This window comes from Chelativorans sp. YIM 93263, assembly GCF_028767125.1.
In the GTDB taxonomy this organism is placed as follows: domain Bacteria; phylum Pseudomonadota; class Alphaproteobacteria; order Rhizobiales; family Rhizobiaceae; genus Chelativorans.
Genome location: NZ_JAKCWP010000004.1, coordinates 290127 through 306558, shown reverse-complemented (window position 1 = coordinate 306558; position 16432 = coordinate 290127). Strand labels below are relative to the sequence as shown.

Genomic DNA, 16432 nt, shown 5'->3' with positions numbered 1-16432 from the left:
TGAAATCAGTTCCGGGCGACGAACCAGACGTTCATCGGGTCGTGGGGCAGGACGTGCTTTTCGACCGAGGGGAAACCTGCCTCCTCGAGCATCGACTTGGCCATTTCCCAGCCCCACATGGTGCCGAGACCGAGGCCGCCCTGGCCCAACGATACCGGTGTGCAGTGGGCGCAGGAGACTGCGTAGAGAAGTGAGGCCATCGGGAAATCGAAATTGTTCTCGAGCCTGGCCGACCCGCCGATATCCTGCATCAGGTAAACACCGCCGGGCTTGAGCGCGCCTTTCAGCCCGCGGATGAGGGCCTGCGGGTCCTTCTGGTCGTGAACCGCGTCGAAGCTAGTGATGAAGTCGAAGCGGTTTTTTTCGTCGTAGCCCGTCAGATCCCGCTGCTTGAACCGAATATTGGTGAGGGCTGCCTTGCGGGCCGTCTCGTTGGCATATTCAATCGCGTCCCCGCACAGATCGTAGCCGGTAAAGCGACTTGCCGGAAAATGCCGAGCCATCTCGATCAGTGCGCGGCCGCGTCCACAGCCCGCGTCAAGCACCTCGATACCCGCTTCAAGCCGCTCCTCGATCCCTTCAGCCAGGGGAAGGATCGCGTCGACGAGCTGCGCCACGACGGTTTGGCCGCTGTCTTCCTCCATGAACTGGTGAAAGCAGGGATAGTCGTCATAACGGAGACCTTCTCCAGTCTCGAAGCAGGTGATCAGCATCTCTTGCATCTGCCCCAACTGCGCGACCGCCTGGGCATAGACCGCTAAATTGCCAAGCGGCGCTCCGTGGGTCAGGCAGGCGGCATGTTCAGCAGGCAAGTGATAGGCCTTCTTCGCCGGATCATATTTTACCACTCCACCCGTCACCATGACGGCCAGCCATTCACGGACATAGCGCTCGGCTAATTCAGCGCGCTCGGCGATGGCACCGCTCGTCGACGGTGGCATTTCGGCCAGGACGTTGAACAGACCCAGACGGTGGCCGATGGACATCATGGCGGCGACGGCACCCGAATTCAGCGTAGCGCCAACCTGTCCGGTAAAAGCTTCCGCTGCCGACATATCGAACGTCTGTGTTTCTGCTGCCAAGGACATTGTCTTCTCCTCACTTCATGTGATGCAGTGCGGCAGTAGGCGCGAATGCGCCTCGGCAGAAGTGTCGAAATGGACAGAAACGAGGCTTTTGTGCCAAACTCCTCGGTATGAACCTACAATCTGATGGAACAGCCATACGCATCCGGCTCGTCGCCCTGCCGGAGTCGGCGCCCTCGACGATCTACGGATTGCACGAGATCTTTTCCGCCGTGGGCGTGGCCTGGAGAGAGATGACCGGCGAGGCGGTCGACGTAGATCGGCTCGACAGCCTCATCGTTGCAAAGGAAGGGGCCACTTTTGCCTCTCCCATCGGCATTCCGATTGTTCCGCACACGAGCATCGAAGAAGCCGGCCAGCCGGACATCATCATCGTCACCGAACTCGCACTGACCCCCGGGGACGATCCCACCGGCCGATGGAGCGATGAAGCCAACTGGGTGCGCAAGCAATTCGAAAGCGGAGCGGTTATCTGCTCCGTCTGCACCGGCACCGTTTTCCTGGCCGAGGCCGGTCTTCTCGACAATGTGGAAGCGACAACGCATTGGGGTGCGGTGCAGCTTTTCGCCAGGCACTATTCGCGTGTGAAACTCCGCCCCGAGCGCATCCTGTGCCCGGCCGGGCCGGAGCATCGCATTGTCACTGGTGGCGGCGCGGGTGCCTGGACGGATCTCGCACTTTATCTCATCGCCCGCTATTGCGGCCCGGCCGAAGCGGTGCGCGTCGCAAAGATTTTCCTGCTGGGCGACCGGAGCGATGGACAAATGCCCTTTACGGCGATGGGCAAGGTTGCCGCCCACGCTGATTCAGCGGTGTGCCGCTGCCAGGAATGGCTGGCCGAGCACTATACGGAAGCCAATCCGGTTGCGCGCATGGCTGCGCTTTCCGGCCTGCCGGAGCGTACCTTCAAGCGTCGTTTCAAGGCGGCTACCGGCTATTCACCGATCGACTATGTGCAGGCCCTGCGCATCGAAGAAGCCAAGCAGATGCTCGAGACCACCGGCGAGCCGACCGACATGATCGCCCACCTGGTCGGATACGACGATCCGGCTTTCTTCCGCCGTTTGTTCAAGCGCATGACGGGCGTGACGCCCGCGCGTTACCGCCAGCGCTATCGCTTGATCGGCGTTGCCGAACATGCGGCTGCAAATCAGCTCGCCAATTCCGCGTAGCGCTGCACCTCTGGTCCGTGCTCCTGGGCAGCGGGGCGAAGCAAGAGACTGCCTTTCTTCAAGGTGAACGCCTCGGCAAAGTGCTCCGGCGCGCGACACTCCATGCCCCGCAGGCGGGCCAGCGCCTTGAACGTTTCCGTATCGAACCAGTCCTTGGATCGCTGGCTGCCGAAATGCGCCATCAGCAGCTCTGTTTTTCGATCGAGAATCGATTTCGTCAGCGGCACGTAAAGATTGCGAGGGGCGATATCGCCATCCCATTTGGGAATTTCGTATTCCAGGACCAGATGGTCACGAAAGAGGTTCCAGGTGATCTCGTTCACCTGACGGTGATCCTGGTGCGCATCGTCTGCGGCATGGGTAAAGACGAGATCCGGCGCCGAGCGTGTCTTTATTACCGCGAGCCAGTCCTTGATCGCCCGGCTTTGGGCCGGAAAATAACTATCGTCGAAACTGCCGAGTTCGATCCGGCAGTCGTTAGCGCCCGCCAGAAAGCCGGTCGCCGACGCATGAGCTTCGTCGGAGCGCAGACCGCGCGCGCTGCACACGCACCAATGCACATTGAGCCGTCGGCCGTCGGCAAGGCTGAGAATCGTACCACCGAGTCCGATCTCTATGTCATCGGAATGCGCCCCGATGCAAAGGACGTTCAGCTCATTCTTTTCCTGCAGAAGCGAAAAGCCGTTCATGGCAACGCCATCATCACCTTGGTTTCCCTCGGCGGCCTTTGGCGGCTGCTCCAGGGCATCTCACCCTTCTCGACCATGTCCTGAAGCGCCTGCCAGTCCCGCAGCGTGTCCATCGAGCGCCAGAATCCTTCGTGCTTATAGGCCATCAGCTTGTCTTCCCTGATCAACCGCTCGAAGGGTTCGATGACCAGCTCCTCGCCTTCCTGAATGTAGTCGAATATCTCGCGCCGGAAGAGAAAGTACCCGCCATTGATCCAGATGTCGGATCGGTCGGACGAGCGGAATTCGCGCACATGCCCGTCATCCGCAATATCCGCCAGATGATAGGTAAGCGGCGGGCGCACAGCCAGAAAACAGCCGATCTTGCCGCTTGCCTCGAAACGTGCCGTCATCTCATCGAGGTCGACATCGGTCAGCCCGTCGCTGTAATTGGCGAGGAATATCTCCTGGTCACTCACGTGCCCGCGCACGGCCCAGAGCCTCTCTCCGATATTGCGCCAGATTCCCGTGTCGATGAGCGTGACACGCCAGTCCCTGTTCATTTCGCCAAGAACTTCGATATTGCGCCCGCCATCGGAGATCACACAATCCTGAAAGCTCTGGGGCCGGAAATTCAGGAAGAAATCCTTGATGACATTCGCCTTGTAACCGAGGCACAGGACGAAATCGTCATGCCCGTAATCCGAGTAGTACTGCATGACGTGGTGAAGGATGGGCCGGTGGCCGAGCGGAATCATCGGCTTAGGTAAGCTTTCCGAGTAATCCCGGATTCGAGTTCCCAGCCCTCCGCAGAACAGGACGACTTTCATGTCTGATACTCCAGCGGATCGACAATCGTGACGTGAGGGATCGGTACAACGAATTTCGCGCCCCATTGGCCGGCGTGTTTCATCTGCCGTACGATTTCGTCCTTGAGATTCCAGGGCAGGATCAGGATGTAGTCGGGCCGCGCTTCATCCAGCGCCTCGACGGGCAGAATGGGGATGTGCATGCCGGGTGTGTAGCGACCGTGCTTGTACGGGTTTCGGTCGACCGTGAATTCGAGGAAATCGGTCCCGATTCCGCAATAATTGAGCAGTGTATTTCCCTTGCCGGGCGCGCCGTATCCGCAGATACGCTTTCCCTCGTTTTTCGCGGCGATCAGAAACGACAGCAGATCCCGTTTCACGCGCATCGTCTTTTCGGAGAATCCCTCGTATCCGGCCAAGGTGTCGAATGCTCGCGCCTTCTCACGGGCAAGGAGGTTCGAGACGCCGATGGAGACTGGATGGGCGCTTTCGATATGCGCCAGATAGACCCTGAGAGATCCGCCATGGGTCGTGAGTTCTTCCACATCGACGACGTGCAAGTCGTGCCGGCGTGCCATTTCAGTGATCGTCAACAAGGAAAAATATGAGAAGTGCTCGTGATAGATCGTGTCGAACTGGTTCTCCTCGATCAGGCGTTCGAGGTGCGGGAATTCCAGCGTCACGATCCCTTCCGGCTTGAGCAGTATCTTCATGCCAGCGACGAAATCGTTGAGATCGGGCACCTGCGCCAGAACATTGTTGCCGATGATGAGATCGGCATGAATGCCTTCCGAAACGAGGCTGCGAGCCATCTCGGCGCCGAAAAAGGCGACGCGGGTCGGAACGCCTTTGTCGAGGGCAGCCTGCGCGACATTTGCGGCAGGCTCGATGCCGAGCACGGGAACGCCGAGTGGTGCAAAGTGCTGCAGCAGATAGCCGTCGTTGCTCGCCAGTTCGACCGCGAGGCTTGCGGCGCCCAGGCCGAGGCGCGTCACGATCGCCTCGCAATAATTCCTCGCGTGAGCGACCCAGCTCGTCGAGTAGGAGGAGAAGTAGGCGTACTCAGAGAATATGGCCTCGCGGCTGACATACTCCTTCAGTTGCACGAGAAAACATTGGTCGCAGACGAAGACGTGCAGCGGATAATAGTGCTCCACCTCGTCCAGTTGCTCTGCCGTGCGGAAATCCTCGCAAGGCGGCGACATGCCGAGATCGACGAAGCTGTGTTTCAGGCCGGCGCCGCAGAGTCGGCATTGGCCCATGATCCGGGGGCATTGTGCGTTACGGACGAGTTCCATGGACCCGGCATTCATCGCGTTCTCCTATGCGAGGGGAATCCCTAACTCGCGCAGCGAAAACCCGCGCGGTACTGCTGAACATCCCCAAGGCCGTTGTGTCGTTCTGCAGGGGGACGATACGGAGGTGCGCCAGGGCTGGCGAGACGGCAATCCGTTCGAGCGGGGCCGACCTGCCCTCATCCTCAGATCAGCCGTCGGAACAAAGCAGTACGTCGTTTGATCCTGCCGCTTACGTCTGATGTCGATCTTCTGTCGCGGGTGAGCACAGGCGAGGCTGGCGGTGGGGAAACGGAGGAGCAGCGCATGCGTTTCCAGAAAACGGCGCTCGAAGGGGCATGGGTGATCGAGCCGGATCCACTTACGGACGAGCGCGGATTCTTTGCCCGTACGTTCTGCGTCCGCGCGTTCGGGGAAAAAGGCCTGGAGCCAATATTCGTTCAGCACAGCATTTCCTATTCGCGGCAAGCTGGAACGCTGCGGGGGATGCACTATCAGGGAGAGCCGTACGCCGAGGTGAAGCTGGTCTCCTGCATGCGTGGCGCGATCTGCGACGTCATCGTCGATCTTCGCCAGTACTCGCGGACCTTCCGAAAGTGGGCCTCGTTCGAGCTGTCAGCGGAAAACCGGCAGCTGCTCTACGTTCCGAAGGGTTTCGCCCACGGATTCCTGACGCTTTCCGACGAGGTGACGGTGAGCTATCTCATTTCCGAATTTCACACGCCGAGCGCAGCGCGGGGGTTGCGCTACGACGACCCGGCGATCGGCATCGAATGGCCCAGCCCGCCGAGCATCGTGTCAGAGAAGGATCTGTCCTGGCCGTATCTCTCGGCGCAAGCCGTCTGAGTTTCGGCTAGGCAGGGGCAAGGAGGCCGTGCTCCCTGAGCAGTCTGGCGGCGGCGGCTATGTCGCTGAACGCGAGGCCGGAGCGTTCCGCCATATCGAGTAGCGAATGGTTGCCGTCCGCCAGATTGAGCACCCAAAGCATCGCCATCGCCGCCTGGCCGCCGCCCTTGTCGCCGCCGATCGCGGTATAGAGACCGCGGCGACCAAGCTGCGGCTCACCTTTGGGTGACAGGTTTACCGGCGTCCAGTCCTCTTCGACGATGTCGATGACGTCGCTGATAATCTGGTAGGAGCGTGCCAGATCCTCCGGCCGGATGAACTCCAGGTTATCGGCGGAGGTGTGATATTCTGGAAACTCTCCGAAAGCGCTGTTCTGAAATAGGCCCACCGGCATATTGAATCCCGGCGAGCAGAACTGGCGCTCGTCATAGCCATAAGGCGAGAAACCCTTGATGACAGCCTGCGGGGCCCTGCGCGAGAGCACATGGGCCATCGCCCGGTCGATGAAGGCGTCTCCCCGGCGGCTGCGCTTATAGGTCGGCCCTCCGCCATCTCCCACGCAAGAAACGACGAGCCCGAAATCGACAAGCGGCACGCGATCCTCGTTGCGCGCGAGCCATGCGAGGGACCCGATTGTGCCGGGCGCGAAGAGAAAGCGGTAGCTGTAGCGCGTTTTCCGCCCGGCCAGACTGCGCGCAAGTAGCGTCAGCAGCGCGATACCGGAGCAATTGTCGTTGGCAAGGGAGGGATGGCAAATGTGCGCGGAAAGCAGGAACTCGCGCTCGCTTGCCCCTTTATGCAGGCACTCGCCGTAGTCGAGATAACCGTCTTTCAGCTCAGAGTCGATATAGACCTCGTACTGCCCCTCCGGCAGAGCCTGCAAACGGTTGTGCTCCATGCAGAAACCCCAGCGCTCCGCATAGTAGGAGGTTCTGTAGGGGATCAGATCAGGCTGGTTGGGCAGAGTGAAGACGTGCTCTTTCAATTCGCCGAGTGAAATGAACCGGTGAACCGGAGCGCTGTAGCTGACGACATGCAGATTGGACCAGGAGAAATCCAGAACGCGATTTCCATGCACATCTTCAATGAAAGCGTCGCGGATCGTCCATTCCTTGGGAACCGTCCAGTCGAAGGCCTTCTCGCCAGTCGGCACCTGTTGCCGGTCAAGCGCAATGAAGCGGGAGAGAATATCCAGCGTGTCGCGAACGCCCTGCCCGGTGATGCTGCGGCATATCGGGTATATCTCGCACGCAAGATCATAGATTTCAGCGCCAATGGCCTGATCGTCCACGCCGGCCACCGAAGCGCCGCGAGCTGATTTCCGAGCCATAGCTTTGCGCTCTTCACCCGGCAAGTGGAAGGTGACGTTTCCTGGAATGGCGCATCTCGTCCGTGAGGATGCCCTCGGCGATCAGTTGCCGGATATGGGCGATGCGCTGATAGCGCGCTCCCTCGAACTCCTCCATCTTCAGGTTGGAGCTCTTGTACGCCTTGTACAGCTGCTCGGCGCCGGCTCTTGCGTCCCATTTCGGTTTGGCCTCGGGCAGGACACGCGCGAGTTTTTCGAAGCTCACACGATAGGAGCGCGTGTCCGGTCCGGCATCGTCAGCGAACTCCAGCCTGCAGTCCGGCACGACGGAAGCCACGATCTCGGCGATCTCGCGAATTCGATAGTTGTGCTCGGTCGAGCCTAAGTTGAAGGCTTCGTTCCAGACCTTTTCCGTGGGAGCTTCCAGCCCGGCCAGGAATGCGCGCGAGATATCCTCCACATGGGCGATGGGGCGCCAGGGGGTACCGTCGGATTTCAAGTAAATGAGTCCTTCGGTCACCGCCCAGGCAACCAGATTGTTGAGAACGATGTCGAAGCGTATCCGCGGGGAAAGGCCGTAGGCGGTGGCCGGCCGGAAGTAGACCGGGCAGAAATCATCATCCGCGAGCTCCGCAATATCACGCTCCGACAGGACCTTGGACCATCCATAGGCGGTAACAGGCTGCAACGCGCCGCCTTCATCAATGATCGTTTCCCCCGAAATCCCGTAATTGCTGCATGAGGACGCAAAGAGGAAACGGCCTACGCCCGCCTGTTTGGCGGTCCAGGCGAGCTGAACGCTGCCGCGATGATTGATCTCGTAGGTGATTTCCTCGTTGAGATTGCCGAGCGGATCGTTGGACAGGGCTGCCAGATGAATGACCGCGTCGAAGCCTTTCAGATCCGCCACTCGGACATCGCGAATATCCTTTGTAACAGACGGAATACCGGCCAGTGGCCCGCCGGGCTCATAGCTGCAGCGCGAATAGAGATCACTGTCGAAGCCTGTCACATCGTGACCGGCTTTGAGCAGCATTGGCACCATAACGGAACCGATATAGCCCCGGTGCCCGGTTACCATGACTTTCATGATATTCGCTCCCCGCGTGAGATGAATTCAGGCTAGCAACGGCAAGTGTTTTCCGCGAGGACGCCGATGGGCTAAGCGATCCGCCGAGTGGAGGCGTTGCCTACGCCTTTCGGCTATTCGCGCGGAGCTCTGAGGATTAGCACCCAATCGGGATCCCCTGCCCCGTTTCGTGGTGACGGCGGCTCATAGAGGCTTTCGGAACCGCTTTCAGTCGCCGCGAAAAATGTGCCTGTTGCGGGATCAAACCACTGTGCATCCCGGTCCCGCTTAAGGTTTCCGCTTACCAGGAGGCTGGCCGCCCCATCGGGCAGATAGGCAACGGCCAGAGATCCGTCTTCATTCGCCGCGGCATAGACGCCCTCTTCCGCCCCGATGGTCTGAAATATGGATCGGTCTGTTACCGGCTCCAGCGCCCACCAGAAGAGGCCCTCAAAGAGGGTCCTCATTTGCGTCATGCTCTGCGCGCCCGCGCTCGAAAGTGCCTCCTGCCACGTGACATCGACGGGATAGATGCCCGGCCCGCTGAAATGCCAGATTGGGTTGTTGCCAAAGATATGGCCTGCCGCCCCGGCAAGCATCGCGCCGTAGGCGATGCCCCTCATCGACAGCGCATCGGCTCCGTGTTCGCCCTCATAGGTGCTCTCAAGCATGAGGATCGGCTTCCCGTCGCCGCGCCGATAACGCTCGAGTACCTGCTTGTGCACGTCGGCATAGGTATAGACCGTGTCGAGATCTAGCCACGTTTCCGCCGGCCAATAATCGATGGTGATCGTATCGGGCGCTGAATGAACGGTGTTCAACCCCTTGGCACCGGTGGAGGCGATCCCTTCCACGACTGCGCGTACCAGATCCCGATCGGCAGCATCGTAATCCCCCCCGTACAGCCAGAGGATGTTTTTGAATCGGCCAAAGCGTTCGCCGACATAGCGGCCATAGGCGGCCAGTTCATCGGTGCCCGCCGCCTCCATTTCTCGATACCAGCCCTCCTCACCGCCATTGAAACCGAGATAAGCCGGCGCCAAGAGCACCAAGAACCCCATCTCGCCGGCTTGGCGCACCACCCATTCAGCATGGTCGAAATAGGCATCGTTCGGGCGGGAGAACCGTCCTGGTAGCACAAAAGGCGGCTGGCCATACGCGTTGGCGGGGGCGTTGGTGGCATATTTCCGCTCTATGAGGGAAACGACCAGCGCATTGAACCCGCGCTTTTTACGGTCCGACAGGTATCGAAGCGTCTCCTCGCGCGTGAGTTCAGCGATGAGCGACCATGCCGTATCGCCGTGGATGAGAAACGGCCTGCCCTCGGCATCTTCCAGCAAGCGCTTGTTGTCGGAGATCACCAGCGGGAATGCCGGCTCCTCGAATTCACCAGCCGCCGCAAACGGGGCCAGCATCATCACGAGCACGCAGGCCGCACCAAGCTGCCGTCTCATTCTGCCGCTGTCCGCACTGGAGGGGGCGCGACGGGCCGGTTAAAGCGACGATAGACGATCTCTGAAGGCCGGCCTACCAGATAGTTTTCGACACCGGTTTCGAGAGCACGAGCATATACGGCAAGTGCTGCGTCCACCGCCTCTATCGTCTGCTCGATTTCGGCATCGCCATGTGTGTAGCTCACGACCAGGGACGGGGCAAGAATTCCACGCCTGATGATTTCCTGAAGGAAGAGCGTTCGAAAAGCCTGGGAAGGTTGGCCGTCCCGATCCGATGTCGCGTAGGCTAGGCAGCAATCCCTTCCAACGACCCTGAAGAAATCCCGAACACGATGGCGCTGCGCCGAATCCGTAATCCCCTCGCGCAGCTTTCGGCCCTGCCGGTATAGGTGCTCAATGACAGGTTCACGCGCGTAAACTTCCATAGTCGCAATGCCGGCGGCGAGTGCATGTGTTTCCGCGCCATGCGTGGTGGACAGCAGGAACACCCTTGGGCGGTCGCTTTGATCCAGGCCACCGAGCCGCATGATCTCGCGCTTTCCGGCGAGCGCGGACAGTGCAAAACCGTTGCCAAGCGCCTTGCCAAAGCAGGAGAGGTCGGGAACCACGCCGTAGACCGCCTGCGCGCCCGCCTTGTGCCAGCGAAACCCGGTGATCATCTCATCGAGGATGAGGAGCGCACCGTTTTCATGGCAAAGTCGCTGGAGTGCCTGCAAATAGCCGGCCGGGGGATCATCGCCACGCGACGGCTCTAGGATGAACGCGGCGATCCTACCAGGATGAGTGTCGAAAAGTTCACGCGCGCTCTGGAGTACGCCGTAGCGGAACGTGACAGTCAGTTCCCTGGTCTGCGCCGGAACGCCCGAATTCACCGGCGTCGTGCCGATGAACCAGTCGTCGGTCGAGAAGAATGGGTGATCCGCGCAGCAGGCGATCATGTCGCGCCCGGTATAGGCGCGGGCAAGCCGCACGGCGGCGGAGGTCGCGTCGGAGCCGTCCTTGCAGAACTTGACCATTTCCGCGCCAGAGACGAGATCGAGGAAACGCTCCGCACATTCCAGCTCGATCCTGTGGGGCCGTGTGAAGTTGCAACCGAGCGCCAAAGCCGCGCGCGCGGCCTTCAGTACTTCCGGATAAGCATGTCCCAGCCCGACAGCGCGGTTTCCCATGCCGTACTCGATGTACTCGTTGCCGTCGATATCCCAGACATGCGAGCCAAGGCCCCGAGCGATAATGCCCGGTGAGAGGACGGGATACTGATCGTCACCCTTCGCATAGGTGTGACAACCACCGGGAATGAGCGCATGCGCGCGTTGGCGCAGGCGGTCCGATTCAACGAATGTTTCGATTTGCCCACGCATTCCCGTTTCCTCTACGAGCTCAGCCGTTCGCGCACGACGCGCAGCCAATTTTTCATGGGTTTTGGGATTGCAGTCCTCAGCCCCGGCTGAAGCCCGCCGGGGAGTGACCACGCTTCGATCGGGAGCGGCGGTGCCGTCGGGGGACTGTTCCGACGGAGCTTCTCGATCAGCGCAAAATAGGCTCCCGACATGGTCTCCAGTCCGAAGCCTTGTGCCGCTGCTTGCTGCGCGTTGCGGGAGATTTCGGCCAGCAGCAGCGGCCTGCTTTCCAGCTTCTTTATCTCGTGCGCCGCCTGGCGCCAGTCGCCCACCGGGAAGAGCAGGCCCGAAACCTCGTGCTTCACGATCATATCGGTCACGCCATGAATACGCGAGACAACAGGAACGCAGCCCGCCGCCATCGCCTCGACGATCGTAAAACCAAATCCCTCGAACCGTGATGGCATGATTAGCACATCGTGTTTCGACAGGATGCTCGGGATTTTCTCCGGCGGTACTCCGCCGAGAAGCGTCACACGCCCGGAATGGCGGGCGAGCCGCTTCTTCAGCTTGTTCAAATCCGGTCCGTCCCCGGCCACCGTGAGAGAAACCGACGGCGGAAGTTGGTCGATGATCTTCGGCAGCCAGAAAACACCCTTGGACACATCCTCTACTCGCCCGAGAAACAGGACGCGCAGAGAGGCGGACCGGGGCGTTCGCGCGAAGCCGGCGTAGGCTGCCACGTCGATCGCGTTCGGGATCGTCACGGTCCATGCCGGCGCAAATTTGTAGTTGCGGATGAGGTCGTTGCGGCAGCGATCCGAAACGCCGACCGTCGCATGGACATTGTCGCGGATAGAATGTGCCGCAGCATACGTCCCCGGCGTGATGTTGTGAACGACCATTACCCGCAGCATCGAAGGCGGCAGATAGCGCGCGATATTCATCTGAAGCTGATCGGCAAGAACATTGATGAACACGCCGTCGAAATTGTTCTCTTCCAGCGCCTCGATCAATGCGGCGGCCTGCTCGGCGTCGGACCGGGCAGGCGTGACGAAGAAGCCGGAAGCGGAATGGCTGCTCCCGCGCAAGCCCCCATCCGCTTTATCATACCCGAGGCCGACCCACTGCAAATCGACGCCGCGCGTCATGAGCCCGGCACGCAGCTGTTGGAAAAGCGTGTATGTGCCACCGAGATGCGGGCGCACGAAATAGGCGAACTTCACAATCGATCCATCCAGGCGGTTTCGATGCGGGCGGACAGCCTTCCGAGGAGTAATGCTAAACCGAGCGGGGTGGGGGCGGAAAACCCGGCATGATTGGTATTCCCGTACGCCGTTTGAACGATGGTTGATCTCCTTGTTCGTTTCGGTTCGACAAAAGGCGACGACCAATTCACCCGGCACGACTAATGGCCATGTTCCCCAAGTCCGCCGAATACGGAAAAGATGATTCCTCTAATCGGGTGGTGGGGCTCTCTGGCCAGAGAGGCCGTTTTCATGAAAGTAGGACTTTTCGGCCAATTCGGTGGCGGCAACTCCGGAAATGACGCCAGCCTCGAGGCCATGATCCTTTACCTGCGCAAAGCCTGTCCCCAGGCCGAGCTCATCTGCTTTTGCCCCAATCCGCAAAAGGTAGCCTCGGATTACGCTATAGAAGCCGCAGGCACCGGCCACCCGGGGCTCAAGGGCGCGTTTACAAGGCGGCTAGACCGCCTGAGCGCCGGTTCTCTCCGTCGCGCTCTCACGCTCGCGCACTCTTTCCGGCAGATGCGCGGAGTCGACGCGCTGATCGTGCCGGGAACCGGCTTCCTGGACGACTATCAGGAGAGACCATTCGGATGGCCATTCATGATTTTCCGGTGGTCTCTGGCTGCGAGACTGTCCGGTGCCAAGCTCGCTTTCGTTAGCATCGGAGCCGGGCCCATCACTCATCCGGTTAGCCGCTGGTTCATGAAGCAGTCCGCACGAATGTGTCATTACCGGTCCTATCGCGACACCCTCTCGAAGCAATTCATGCAGCGTATCGGATGTGACGTCGAGAACGATCCGGTTTTCCCCGATCTCGCCTTCAAGCTGCCGAACCCGGCGGCCACTTATCAGCCCGGGCCGCGAAAAATCGCGGTGGGGCTGGGCGTCATGAACTACTCGGGGTGGGTACGTGGCAGTCAGGGGCACGCCGTCCACTGCAACTATCTTGGAAAGCTGACTGCCTTCGCCCGATGGCTTCTGGAGCAAGACTATGAAATCCGCCTGCTGACAGGGGATAAAGGCGATGAATCGGCAGTTAAGGAGGTTTATCGTCGGCTTTCGATCGCCATTCCGGACCGTGTGAGGTCTCTTGTCGTTTTCGAACCCACCCAGTCACTGGGCGAGCTGATGCGGCAGATCAGCATGATGGATATCGTCGTGGGATCGCGTTTTCACAACGTTGTCGGAGCACTGAAACTCCACAAGCCGGTCGTATCCCTCAGCTACGCCAGCAAGAATGAAGCGCTCCTTTCGGATATCGGGCTCCATGGCTTCTCACAGCACGTCGAACATTTCGATCTCGAGATCCTCAAGCGCCAGTTCATCCGGGCGCTTGCCAATCGCAGCGAAATCAAGGAACAAATCGCAAACGGGGTGACGCGTTACACTTCAGCGCTGGCGGAGCAGGATTCCCTTCTGATGGACGCGATGCTCGACGCCGCCACAGAGAATACTGCAGGTGAGGGAAAGCCAAAAGATTTGTCAGCGCTGTCGATATAGCTTTGCTCACACCGATTATGAGGAAGCCGCCCGGCGGGGTGAAAGCCTGAGCGCACTTTTCAACGTTGCCCGTATGCGTGCGAGCGCATCGTCGCGGGTCGCCAGCCCGCGGAGAGGTGGAAGAACCGCGAGCGACGGCCGAACGCGAAGGACAAATCGAAAGAGGTCCGCCACACCAGGCTCCCTCCGCACAAAGTGGGAAACGGCGCACCAGTAGGCGCGGCTCGCAAGGCTGTGCAGTGCGCAGCGGTGCAGCCGATACCGGTCATGCAGAGATGCTCCGGCACCGTTGAAAAAGACTTCGAAGGTTCGCTCCATCTCCACGTTCCAGTGGTGAACGCTTGAGACCACCGCGGACTGGTTGCTTTCGTGTATGCGGGCCAGCACCTGCACGCTCTCCGTTCTGGCAACCGCCCCCAAAAGACCGAAGCGCATCCACATTTCAACATCGTCGGTGTGCGCAAGCGCCGGGGTATAATGGCCTGCTTTCTTCTGCGCTCGTGTCCTCACCAGTGTCGTCGGCCCTCCCACGGGACTGCGCCCCGTCCCGCAAAACTGCTTGAGAAATGCCGGACCGGACAGGATCTCGTAGTCGTTCGACTGGCCGGAAAATCCAGTCGGAGAGGAGAAATCCGGAGGTACGAACTCGGTGCGGCCGTAGACCAGATTCACCTCATTGTGCCGCTCCATGATCTCGACGGCTTTCTTCAATGCTCCCGGCGCCAATAGATCGTCGGCGCAGAGGATAAGAAAATAGTCTGCGCGCGCCCAATCTACGCCGGAGTTGAAAGAAGCATGCGGGCCGAGATTGCGCTCGCGAAAGCAGAGCTCGACACGGCTGTCACCGGCGGCAAGTGCGCGGGCAACCTCCTGACTGTCATCAGTGGAAGCGTTATCGACAATGAGGAGACGCAGTTCCGGACCATCCTGAGCCAGTACGCTTTTCACGCAGTCGCGAAGGTAACGACCATAATTATAGCTGGGAACGAGAACATCCACGCCCGGCATTGGCCTCCCCCGTTTCAACCGGCATCCGTATTGGAAAGCTGCACAGTTCCACCTGCCGAGACTTCGCGGGACAGCCTCCAGCGGGCGGGAACAGGCAAGACACGGCGGATCTCGTCCAAAACGGGGTGCCTGACCAGCACTGCCCCGGCGAGCCATCCCATACCGGCAGCGACGCCCGCCAGACACGCTTCCGCAAAGCTGAGATCGAACCGGAAGCCCGACAGACCGACTACGGCAAGTGCCGCGGCCGTCGCACCCGCGGTCGGTACAGCGCTCATCCAGAGCACATGGAAAAGTTCGCTCCAGCGAAAATCCACGTGCTTCTTTACGTACTTGAACGAGACGAACATCTGAAGCGGTATTGCCAGAAACTGGCTTGCCGCCATCGCCGTCAATCCCATTGGGCTGGCTGCGCACAAGATGACGACGGACAGCGCGCGTGACACTGCCGTCGAATAGAAGGCCTCCCGATTAAGCCCGAGCGCCATGAGAATGGGGTGTGTCAGTATCACCGGAAAGAAGAACAGGCTCGCCAACGCCATGATGCGGACCAGCGGAACGGCCTCCGCCCATGAATGCCCCAGGATAAAATTCACCACCGGATGCGCGAGGATCGCCAGCAGGATCAGGGCAGGCCAGTAGAGCGCGGTGATATATCCGATGGCCCGCAGATAATGCCCTTGAACCAGCCGCCCTTCGCGCACTTCCGCCGCAAGCGCGGGGAAGGCCATCGCGAAGATCGCGCCCAGGAAAACCCGGTCGGGAATGGCGCAGACGGCGTTCGTCCGATTATAAATTCCTACCGCGGCGGCCGGCATGAACCGGCCGAGCACCACCTGCGGCAGCATGTCATGGGCGCGATCGACGAAACTTGCGGCCCCACGGAAACGGCCGAATTCATAGACCATGCGCCAGGATGCAAGCGACGGGCGCATGTCGTAGGCGTCGCGGCGGGCAATCAAGGCGAGACATGCCGTCGTGCTACTCGCCGCCAGTGTTCCCCACGCATAGCTCATGAAGCTGAAACCGAACGCCGCCAGCCCGATTGTCGTCAGCGCCATGACGGTCAGGCTGATTGCGCGGATTCTGGCGATCGCTCCGAAATTCATATCCCGCCGCAGAAGCGCGACCGCCGGGAAGCTCGTCATTTCGACTGAGGCGGCGGCGATCATCACGGGCAGGAAGTGTCTCAGCCCAAGTTCGCCGTAGTAGCGGGCGACGACCGGTGAGAGGACGAACAGGAGCGTAGCCAAAACGATGTGGACTCCGAGGAGGATCGTCAGCGCCGTCCTCACATCCTCTCTTTCCACCCGTGTACGCTGGATCAGGAATTCCGGGGTCACGAATTCCCGCAAGGAAAAGATGATGACGCTGATGCCCATGCCAAGCACTGCGACACCGATCGCGGCGGGAGAAAGCATGCGCGAAAGCACTGCCACCATCAGGAAGTTGATGGCCAGTGTCAGATACTGCTCCAGTGAAGCCATCAAGAAGGCACGGCGAACGCGGCTCATTTCCCTACCCGCCCTCTTCTCGCGGTCCGTGGGATGCATAACAGAGTCCGAGAGCGCGAACCGGATGGCCCGCGCTCCGTCAGGCAAGGTCTTCGTGTGAAGGCAAGTGAACG

Annotated in this window: 14 protein-coding genes; 3 read left to right on the top strand and 11 right to left on the bottom strand. The window is 60.2% G+C overall.

Features of this window, described 5'->3' with window-relative positions; genetic code table 11:
- Nucleotides 1-5 precede the first annotated feature (5 nt).
- Complete coding sequence (locus LY631_RS11165) at nucleotides 6-1088, bottom strand: class I SAM-dependent methyltransferase (RefSeq protein WP_274425413.1); 1083 nt, start codon at nucleotides 1086-1088, stop codon at nucleotides 6-8.
- A 107-nt stretch (nucleotides 1089-1195) separates the two neighbouring features.
- Between LY631_RS11165 and LY631_RS11160 the strand changes: the two genes are divergently transcribed.
- Nucleotides 1196-2257, top strand: a complete 1062-nt coding sequence (locus LY631_RS11160) for a GlxA family transcriptional regulator (RefSeq protein ID WP_274425412.1) — start codon at nucleotides 1196-1198, stop codon at nucleotides 2255-2257.
- Here the strand turns inward: LY631_RS11160 and LY631_RS11155 are convergent.
- Genes LY631_RS11155 through LY631_RS11145 form a run of 3 tightly spaced genes read right to left on the bottom strand, consistent with a single transcriptional unit; the run spans nucleotide 2236 to nucleotide 5047 of the window.
- Nucleotides 2236-2946 carry a PIG-L deacetylase family protein gene (locus LY631_RS11155; protein WP_274425411.1) on the bottom strand — a complete coding sequence of 237 codons (711 nt, stop codon included), beginning with the start codon at nucleotides 2944-2946 and terminating at the stop codon, nucleotides 2236-2238. The two genes, LY631_RS11160 and LY631_RS11155, sit on opposite strands and share 22 nt — an antisense overlap.
- Nucleotides 2943-3755, bottom strand: a complete 813-nt coding sequence (locus tag LY631_RS11150; protein WP_274425409.1) for a sugar phosphate nucleotidyltransferase — start codon at nucleotides 3753-3755, stop codon at nucleotides 2943-2945. The genes LY631_RS11155 and LY631_RS11150 overlap by 4 nt, the downstream gene beginning before the upstream one ends.
- Nucleotides 3752-5047 (bottom strand): class I SAM-dependent methyltransferase, encoded by a 1296-nt coding sequence (locus LY631_RS11145; RefSeq protein ID WP_274425408.1) that lies wholly within the window; start codon nucleotides 5045-5047, stop codon nucleotides 3752-3754. Before LY631_RS11145 ends, LY631_RS11150 begins: the two co-directional genes overlap by 4 nt.
- A 288-nt stretch (nucleotides 5048-5335) precedes the next feature.
- Between LY631_RS11145 and rfbC the strand changes: the two genes are divergently transcribed.
- Nucleotides 5336-5875 carry a dTDP-4-dehydrorhamnose 3,5-epimerase gene (gene rfbC / locus LY631_RS11140; protein WP_274425406.1) on the top strand — a complete coding sequence of 180 codons (540 nt, stop codon included), beginning with the start codon at nucleotides 5336-5338 and terminating at the stop codon, nucleotides 5873-5875.
- A 7-nt stretch (nucleotides 5876-5882) separates the two neighbouring features.
- Here rfbC and LY631_RS11135 read toward each other — a convergent pair whose 3' ends face one another.
- From LY631_RS11135 to LY631_RS11115, 5 genes are all read right to left on the bottom strand, one after another.
- Nucleotides 5883-7205 carry a DUF4910 domain-containing protein gene (locus LY631_RS11135; RefSeq protein ID WP_274425405.1) on the bottom strand — a complete coding sequence of 441 codons (1323 nt, stop codon included), beginning with the start codon at nucleotides 7203-7205 and terminating at the stop codon, nucleotides 5883-5885.
- Between the two features lie 13 nt (nucleotides 7206-7218).
- Nucleotides 7219-8274: an NAD-dependent epimerase/dehydratase family protein gene (locus LY631_RS11130; protein ID WP_274425404.1), complete on the bottom strand. Its 1056-nt coding sequence runs from the start codon at nucleotides 8272-8274 to the stop codon at nucleotides 7219-7221.
- 113 nt (nucleotides 8275-8387) lie between these two features.
- Entirely contained in the window at nucleotides 8388-9707 is a 1320-nt protein-coding gene (locus LY631_RS11125) for an apiosidase-like domain-containing protein (RefSeq protein ID WP_274425402.1), read from the bottom strand.
- Nucleotides 9704-11068 (bottom strand): glutamate-1-semialdehyde 2,1-aminomutase, encoded by a 1365-nt coding sequence (locus LY631_RS11120; protein WP_274425401.1) that lies wholly within the window; start codon nucleotides 11066-11068, stop codon nucleotides 9704-9706. Before LY631_RS11120 ends, LY631_RS11125 begins: the two co-directional genes overlap by 4 nt.
- An 11-nt stretch (nucleotides 11069-11079) precedes the next feature.
- Nucleotides 11080-12273, bottom strand: coding sequence for a glycosyltransferase family 4 protein (locus LY631_RS11115; protein ID WP_274425399.1), 1194 nt, complete (start codon nucleotides 12271-12273; stop codon nucleotides 11080-11082).
- 273 nt (nucleotides 12274-12546) lie between these two features.
- On the opposite strand from LY631_RS11115, the gene LY631_RS11110 reads away from it, so the two are divergent.
- Entirely contained in the window at nucleotides 12547-13797 is a 1251-nt protein-coding gene (locus LY631_RS11110; protein WP_274425397.1) for a polysaccharide pyruvyl transferase family protein, read from the top strand.
- A 15-nt stretch (nucleotides 13798-13812) separates the two neighbouring features.
- Here LY631_RS11110 and LY631_RS11105 read toward each other — a convergent pair whose 3' ends face one another.
- Nucleotides 13813-14805, bottom strand: coding sequence for a glycosyltransferase family 2 protein (locus LY631_RS11105; RefSeq protein ID WP_274425395.1), 993 nt, complete (start codon nucleotides 14803-14805; stop codon nucleotides 13813-13815).
- 14 nt (nucleotides 14806-14819) lie between these two features.
- Nucleotides 14820-16319 carry an oligosaccharide flippase family protein gene (locus tag LY631_RS11100; protein WP_274425393.1) on the bottom strand — a complete coding sequence of 500 codons (1500 nt, stop codon included), beginning with the start codon at nucleotides 16317-16319 and terminating at the stop codon, nucleotides 14820-14822.
- Nucleotides 16320-16432 lie beyond the last annotated feature (113 nt).